This is a genomic window from Myxococcus sp. CA039A (genome assembly GCF_013336645.1).
GTDB classification, from domain to species: Bacteria; Myxococcota; Myxococcia; order Myxococcales; family Myxococcaceae; genus Myxococcus; species Myxococcus llanfairpwllgwyngyllgogerychwyrndrobwllllantysiliogogogochensis.
This window is the reverse complement of sequence record NZ_JABUMQ010000443.1, coordinates 1-7,523: the sequence shown is the minus strand read 5'-3', so window position 1 is coordinate 7,523 and position 7,523 is coordinate 1. Positions and strand designations below refer to the sequence as shown.

6 protein-coding genes are annotated in these 7,523 nt (G+C 67.8%); 4 read left to right on the top strand and 2 right to left on the bottom strand.

The window, feature by feature from the left end:
* Positions 1-1,554: CotH kinase family protein (locus HR086_RS42790; RefSeq protein WP_174468511.1), on the top strand; the 1,554-nt coding region annotated here is incomplete at its 5' end.
* A gap of 28 nt (positions 1,555-1,582) precedes the next feature.
* On the opposite strand, the gene asnS is transcribed toward HR086_RS42790, so the two are convergent.
* Positions 1,583-2,983 carry an asparagine--tRNA ligase gene (gene asnS / locus HR086_RS42785; protein ID WP_174458424.1) on the bottom strand — a complete coding sequence of 467 codons (1,401 nt, stop codon included), beginning with the start codon at positions 2,981-2,983 and terminating at the stop codon, positions 1,583-1,585.
* Positions 2,984-3,243: 260 nt separating this feature from the next.
* Here asnS and HR086_RS42780 point away from each other — a divergent pair, with 260 nt between their 5' ends.
* From HR086_RS42780 to HR086_RS42770, 3 genes are all read left to right on the top strand, one after another.
* Entirely contained in the window at positions 3,244-4,272 is a 1,029-nt protein-coding gene (locus tag HR086_RS42780) for a kinetoplast-associated protein (RefSeq protein WP_174461703.1), read from the top strand.
* A gap of 252 nt (positions 4,273-4,524) precedes the next feature.
* Positions 4,525-5,454, top strand: a complete 930-nt coding sequence (locus HR086_RS42775; RefSeq protein WP_174468510.1) for a right-handed parallel beta-helix repeat-containing protein — start codon at positions 4,525-4,527, stop codon at positions 5,452-5,454.
* 8 nt (positions 5,455-5,462) lie between these two features.
* Positions 5,463-7,304 carry a putative Ig domain-containing protein gene (locus HR086_RS42770; RefSeq protein WP_174468509.1) on the top strand — a complete coding sequence of 614 codons (1,842 nt, stop codon included), beginning with the start codon at positions 5,463-5,465 and terminating at the stop codon, positions 7,302-7,304.
* Positions 7,305-7,389: 85 nt separating this feature from the next.
* Here the strand turns inward: HR086_RS42770 and HR086_RS42765 are convergent, their stop codons facing one another.
* A complete protein-coding gene (locus HR086_RS42765; protein WP_373564427.1) occupies positions 7,390-7,521 on the bottom strand; it encodes a hypothetical protein in 132 nt (43 codons plus the stop codon).
* Between the last annotated feature and the right edge of the window lie 2 nt (positions 7,522-7,523).

Below are 7,523 nucleotides of genomic sequence, written 5' to 3'. Positions count from 1 at the left end.
GGCGTGCCCGATGCGGGGAGCCCCCTTCCGGACGCGGGTCCTCCCGATGCGGGCCCCGCGCCCATTGTCTGCGCCCCCACCGCGGGCGAGACGCGCTGGCTGACGGAAGGGCAGCTCGTCACGGCCACCGTGACGTGCGCCACCGGGAGCACCACGACGGGGCTGCGCTTCGGCGTGGATAACCTCCCGCCCGGCGCCACCTTCGACGAGGCCACCGCCACCCTGCGCTGGACGCCCGGCAGGGACCAGGCCGCCGTGTGGAACCTCGTCCTGCGCGAGCACACGAGCAATGAGACGGGCACCCTCAAGGTCGGCGTCGCGGAGAACGACGGAGGCCCCGGCAACATCAAAATCGTCGACCCGACGAAGTACACGGAAGAGTACGGGCTGCCCGTCTTCCACCTCATCTACACCCCGCCCCTCACCTCCGGCAGCGACAAGCCCGCGCAGCTCATCTACCGGGGCCGCACCTACAACATCGAAGCCAAGTACCGGGGCGCCACGTCCGGGGCCTTCCCCAAGCGCAGCTTCACGCTGGAGTTCCCGGACGAGGACCTCTTCAACGAGCCCGTCCACGGCGACGGCTTCCTCAAGAAGAAGCGCGTCGCGCTCGTCACCACGTTCAATGACAACTCCTACGTGCGCACGCGGCTCGCGTTCGACCTGTGGAGCCGCATGTCACCCGAGCACATCCGCGTGCGCACCTTCAGCGCGGTGCTCTATGCCAACAATCGCTTCCTCGGCCTCTATACGGCGGCGGACCTGCCCCACAAGCGGCTGATGGCGGAGCACGGCATGGACAAGGACTCGGACCTGTTCAAGGCCGTGGAGAACGACGCCAACTTCTCCCGCATCCGCAAGAACGGCGAGCCCAAGACGTCGCTGCGCGAGGGCTTCGAGAAGAAGGTCGGCGAGCCGGAGATGGGCCAGCCCCACGCCTGGGACACCCTGGAGGCCTTCATCACCTTCGTGGCGGACTCCGACGACGCCACGTTCCGCTCGGGCTTCCCGCAGCGCACCCGCCTGAAGGACTACGAGGACTGGTGGATCTTCAACTCCCTCATCCTCGGGACGGACTCCCACTCGAAGAACGCCTATCACGCGTATGACCCGAAGACGCAGGGTCCCTGGCGCTTCATCCCCTGGGACCTCGATGCGAGCTTCGGCCAGAACTTCGACACCACGCGCACCTCGCCGACGACGCGCAACACCTTCACCGGGAACAACCGCATCTTCGCGCGGCTGCTCGCGGACCCCACCTTCGCGGGGCCCATGCGCGAGCGCTACCGGGCGCTGCTGCGCAACGAGCTGAAGCTGGAGAACGTGCTCGCGCTCATCGACGGCTACGAGAAGGAGACGTCCGCCGTCGCGAGGCGAGACTGGGCGCGGTGGCAGTTGGAGTACCGCGCCCTGGGCGCGCCCGGCACCGTGGGCGAGGGCAACTTCCCCGCCTGGTACCAGCGCACGGACTTCCTCACCTACGAGGAGGAGCTGGAGTACGTGCGCCAGTGGGTTCGCACCCGCTGGCCCGCGCTCCAGTCCCAACTGCCCTGACGTCCTCCCCGCCGGTGGACCGCCCCGACTAGAACTGCGCCCAGCCCGGAACGCGCGGGTAGGGAATGGCGTCGCGGATGTTCTGCAGGCCGCACATGTAGACGATGAGCCGCTCGAAGCCCAAGCCGAAGCCCGCGTGCGGCACCGTGCCGTAGCGGCGCAAATCCCGGTACCACTGGTAGTGGGCCGGGTCCAAGCCGAAGCGCTTCATGCGCGCGTCCAGCACGTCCAGGCGCTCCTCGCGCTGGCTGCCGCCGATGATTTCGCCGATGCCCGGGGCCAGCACGTCCATGGCCGCCACCGTCTTCCCGTCCTCGTTGATGCGCATGTAGAAGGCCTTGATCTCCTCCGGGTAGTTCATCACCACCACGGGCCTCCCCACGTGCTCCTCGGACAGGTAGCGCTCGTGCTCCGTCTGGAGGTCCTTGCCCCACTCCGGCGCGTACTCGAACTTCTTCTTCGCCTTCTTGAGGATTTCAATCGCCTCCGTGTAGGTCAGGCGCTCGAAGCTGGAGTGGATGAACTTCTCCAGGCGCTCCGTGACGCCCTTCTGCACGCGCTCCTCGAAGAACTTGAAGTCGGGGCCACAGTCCTCCAGCACCGCCTTGAAGACGAACTTGAGGAAGCGCTCGGCCAGGTCCGCGTCCGCGTTCAGGTCCGCGAAGGCGATCTCCGGTTCGATCATCCAGAACTCGGCCAGGTGGCGCGTGGTGTTGGAGTTCTCCGCGCGGAACGTGGGGCCGAAGGTGTACACCTTCGACATGGCCATGGCGTAGGCCTCCACGTTGAGCTGGCCGGAGACGGTGAGGTACGCCTCCTTGCCGAAGAAGTCCTTGTGCCAGTCAATCTTGCCTTCCGGCGTGCGGGGCGGATTGACGGTGTCCAGCGTGGACACGCGGAACATCTGCCCGGCGCCCTCCGCGTCGCTCGCGGTGATGATGGGTGTGTTGACCCAGAAGAACCCCTCCTGGTCGAAGAAGCGGTGGACGGCCTGGGCCGCGCGGTGACGCACGCGGGTAATGGCGCTGAACGTGTTGGTGCGCACGCGCAGGTGGGCCACGTCGCGCAGGAACTCCAGCGTGTGCTGCTTGGGCTGAATGGGGTACGTGTCCGGGTCGTCCACGAAGCCCAGCACCTGGACCTCGTCGGCCTGGACCTCGAAGGCCTGGCCCTTGCCCTGGGACTTCACCAGCGTGCCGCGGCACACGACGGAGCAGCCCGCGGTGAGGTGGAGGATCTCCTTCTCGTAGTTGGGCAGCGAATTGGGGGCGACCACCTGGAGGGGGTCGAACACCGAGCCATCGCTGACATTGACGAAGCTGATGCCCGCCTTCGAGTCGCGCCGGGTGCGAACCCAGCCACGGACCTCCACCTTCGTCCCTGCCTCCACCGCGCCGGCGAGGACCTGCTTCACACTGACGACCTGCATTGACGCTCTCCCTTGAGCGGATTCGGGGGGCGAGTTAGCCGCGCGCCGGCCCGAAGGACAAGCCCGGTGTGGCTTTCCGGGCCCCCAAACGCCTGTTTCCGGGCCCCGGACGGACGCCTGGAACCCGGCCAACCATGTCAGACCCCACAGGTACTCTTCTCCCATGGTCGCCCAAAAAGGGGACCACGAATCCCACGAAACCCGCACGTCATTCGCGAGCCGCCCTGGCCCGCCTGGCCGTGCCCTACCTGGAGAGTCACATGGCTACGCGCAAGTCCGCTTCCCGCAAGTCCGCCGCCCGCAACCGGTCCTCGGAGTCCACCAAGGCCGCCTTCGAGGACCTGGCTCGCAAGGCGCGCAGCAAGCCCGTCGTCCCCGCCAAGGAGCAGGAGGCCCGGGACACCCACGCCAAGAACGTGCTGGCGGACGTCTCCACCCTGTCGGCCGAGTCCGCGGTGAAGAAAGTCACCGAGGCGGGGCTCACCATCAACAAGACGCTTTCGGGCATCAACGAGCAGGTCATCGCGCTGGTGGAGGAGATGAAGCAGTTGGATGAGGCCATCCAGCTCAAGACGGACGAGCTGTCGGAGCTGCACGGCAAGGACGTGGCGGCCAGCGCCGTGGACGTGCTCGTGGCGGAGTACGACAAGCGCAAGGCGGAGCTGCAGGAGGAGATGGAGCGGCTGAACAAGGACATCGAGGACACGCGCGCCAAGGCGGCCACGGACCTGGCCACCGAGCGTGAGGCGGCGCAGATGGCGCGCCAGCGGGCGGAGGAGCAGTACGCGTATGACGTCCAGAACCTGCGCAAGAAGGAGCAGGACGCGTTCGTGGAAGGGCTGCGCGTGCAGTCCGCGGCCGAGAGGGATCGCAAGGAGAAGCTGGAGAAGGACTGGGCCACGCGTGAGGACGCGCTGAAGCTGCGCGAGAAGGAGCTGGAGGACCTGCGCAAGCAGGTTTCCGAGTTCCCGGCGGTGCTGAAGAAGGAAGCGGACACGGCGGCGGCCATCGTCGGCAACCGCGTGAAGTCGGAGTGGGACCTGAAGCTCACGCTCGCCACGAAGGACGCGGAGACGTCGCAGCGCGTGGCCAGCATGGAGATTGCCTCGCTCAAGGACACGAACACCAAGCAGGCACAGGCCATCCAGTCGCTCCAGGCGGAGCTGGCGGACGCCAAGCGCCAGGTGCAGACCATCGCCGAGAAGGCGCTCGAGTCCGCCTCCGGCGCTCGCGCCCTGGCCGAAGTGCAGGGTGTCATCGCCAGCCGCGAGTACAACAAGACGAAGTAATCCCGGCTGGAGCCACACGGGGACACTCGCCGCGCTCAGCCTGGCGAGCGTCCCGTGCGAAGGAATTCGACAAGGTGCGTTCAGCCTTCATGCGAAAGGCTGAAACACCCCTTCCTGGGTGCGTTCAGCTTTCATGGGAAAGGCTGAAACACCTTGAAGAATCTGAGTGCCGATGGACTCGGGCTGTCCTGGGATGAGTCACGCGCGGGCGTCGTTCGTGGAGTGAGCACGAGCGGGGTATCGTGTCTCACCATGTCCTCTCCTGGCTCTGCTCGTTCTCGCGCGACCGGTCTGTTCGCGCTTCCCGCCCTGCTGTGCCTGCTGCTGGGTTCCTCCGCCTCGGCCCAGGCGACCCGCACGTGGGTCTCGGGCGTGGGGGATGATGTGAACCCCTGCTCTCGCACCGCGCCGTGCAAGACGTTCATGGGGGCGCTCAGCAAGACGGCCACGGGTGGAGAGGTTGATGCCATGGACCCGGGTGGCTACGGCACGCTGACCATCACCAAGTCCATCACGATTGACGGCGGGCCCAGCGCCGGAGGCATCCTCTATTCAGGGACGCATGGCGTGGTCGTGAACGCGGCCGGCGCCACCGTCATCCTGAGAAATGTCGCCATCAATGGCGGCACCACGGGACTGGACGCCATCCGCATCCTCGCGGCGGACAAGGTGCTGGTGGAGAACTGCACGATTCAGGGATTCACCGGCTCGGGCATCAACATCCTGCCTGGCGCGGGCGCCGTGCAGCTCGTCGTGCGCAACACGACGGTCAACGGTGCGGTCGCCAGGGCGCCGACGACCGCCGGCGAAACCTCGGGTGGCATCCAGGTGGCGAGCGGCGGAGCCGTGATTGGAAACAGCCAGATTGCGTCCGGCCTCATCGGGCTCCACGTGCTGAACGGCGCGCGCGTCACCGTGAATGACACGACGGTGGTGGGCCACTCCGGCCAGGGCGTCCTGGCGGTGGGCGGTGCGCAGGTGACGCTGGAGCGGGCCGTGGTGGCGCAGAACGGCGTCGGAATCAAGGCGGAGGCCCCGGCGCAGGTGCGCATCTCCGACACGATGGTGGGCCACAACACGGGCCTGGGGCTGGACGGCCCGGTCGTCTCGTTCGGGAACAATCGCGTCGCCGCGGGCAACGGCACGGATGGTTCCCCCTCCACCACGCTGCCTCAGAATTGAGCCGCGCGATGGGGGTCCACTTGCGCTGCATCCTCGTGGTCGCGCTCTGCGCGTCCACTCCCGCGCTGGCCCAGGCAACGCGCACCTGGGTGTCGGGCGTGGGCGACGACGTGAATCCGTGTTCCCGCACCGCGCCGTGCAAGACATTCGCTGGCGCCATCAGCAAGACGGCCGCGGGGGGGGAAATCGATGTGCTTGACGCCGGCAGCTTCGGCACGTTGGTCATCACCAAGGCCATCACGATTGATGGCGGGCCGGCCGGCAAGGTGAGCGCGTCCAGCATCCCGGGAATCACGATCAACGCCGGCCCTCAGGACGTGGTGGTGCTGCGTCGGCTCTCCCTGACCGGGAGCGCGGGCACGCGCGGAACGACGGGTATCGCGTTCAACAGCGGGCGGGCGCTGCATGTCGAGCGCGTACAGATTCATGGCTTCCAGCAGGACGGCATCCGCTTCTCGCCCGAGGCGGGTGGCCAGCTGGTCCTCGCCGATGTCGTGGTTTCGGGAAATGGGGGCGCTGGCGTCCGGGTGAGTTCGCCGTCCGGGGTGGCCTCTGCAGTCATCTCGCGCGGCAACCTTTCAGGGAATCGCCAGGGGCTCTGGCTCGGCGCGGGCAGTGTGGCGACGGTGAATGAGCTGACGGCGTCCGACAATGCCGAGGCCGGCATCTGGGCCCGGACGGACGATGGCGGCAAGGTCCAGCTCAACGTGGAGCGGGCCCGGCTCACGCACAATGGCGTGGGCCTGCATGCGGCCTCGGTGGGGAGTGGGAGTCAGACGCTGCTGAGGCTGTCCCGCGCCGCCGTGGACGCCAATGTGCTGGCCACCACGCGGCTCATCGGCACGGGCACCATCCTGTCCTTCGGCAACAACCGGATGGCGGGAGGCTCCGCGTCGACGTGTCCCACGGGAGCCGTCTTGCTGGAGGACGCGGCGCTGCCGGGGATTGCCCGGGGAGGAGTCTTCGCTCCGGTGGAGCTCGCCGTGCTGGGGGCCATGGGGAGCGTCACCTCGACGGTGTCGGGTGCGCTGCCTCGGGGCTTCCGGTTGGAGGGCGGCGTCTTCTCGGGCACTCCCGAGGAGGGCGGCGACTATCCATTCAGTGTGACGGCGACCGATGGGAATGGGTGCACGGCGTCACGCGACTTCACGCTCGCGGTGGCCTGTCCGCCCATGTCGCTGGGCCCCACCGTGTTGGCTGCGGGGACTACGGGACAGGTCTATGCGCAGACACCCTTCGTGCATGAGGGTGGCGAGGGCACGACGACGTTCGTGCTCGATGGGGCGCTGCCCCGTGGACTCCAGCTCCGTGACGGCGTCCTCACGGGAATGCCCACGCAGCCCGGCAACTTCCCCATCACCCTGACCGCGACGGATGGCGGGCGCTGCTCGTCGAGCCAGAGCTACACCTTGGCCGTCGCTCGCTCCGCCGACTTCCAGGAGGCCACGGTTCAGCTCCAGGCCTCGGCCAACCCCGCGTATGCGAGAGAGGCGGTGTCCGTCACCGCGAGCATCGTGGGCGGACAGGGAGAGCCCTCGGGGACGGTGACGTTCTTCCGGGGCACGGAGGTGCTGGAGGTCGTCACGGTGACTTCCCGCGAGGCGAAACACACGCTCGCGCCGCTTGCTCCGGGCCAGTACACCTTGAGCGCGGCGTACAGCGGAGACACCCGCTTCGGTGGAGTCGACGCGGCGCCTCTGACGTTGGAGGTCCTGCCCGCCAAGGCGCCCATCGAGGAGGGGGACAGCGGATGCGGCTGTCGACAGTCCGGCGCGCCGGGCGGAGTCCTGCTGACGTTGCTGTTGCTCGTGCTGAACCGCCGGCGTCGGGAGTCACCGACTCCAGGCTGAAGTCGTATACGCCGAGGGAACCCCCACCCGTGTCCGACGCTGGCATCGAGGCCAACGTCGTCACGGGTGGGGTTGAATCCTCGCGCTACCAGACCAGCACGGGTGCGGCACGGAAGCTGGAGAGCCCCGTGCCCAGCTGCCCATGGCTGCTGCTGCCCCAAGCCCAGACACTCCGGTCCGCGAGCACGGCGAGCGAATGCTCCCCTCCCGCCCCCACGG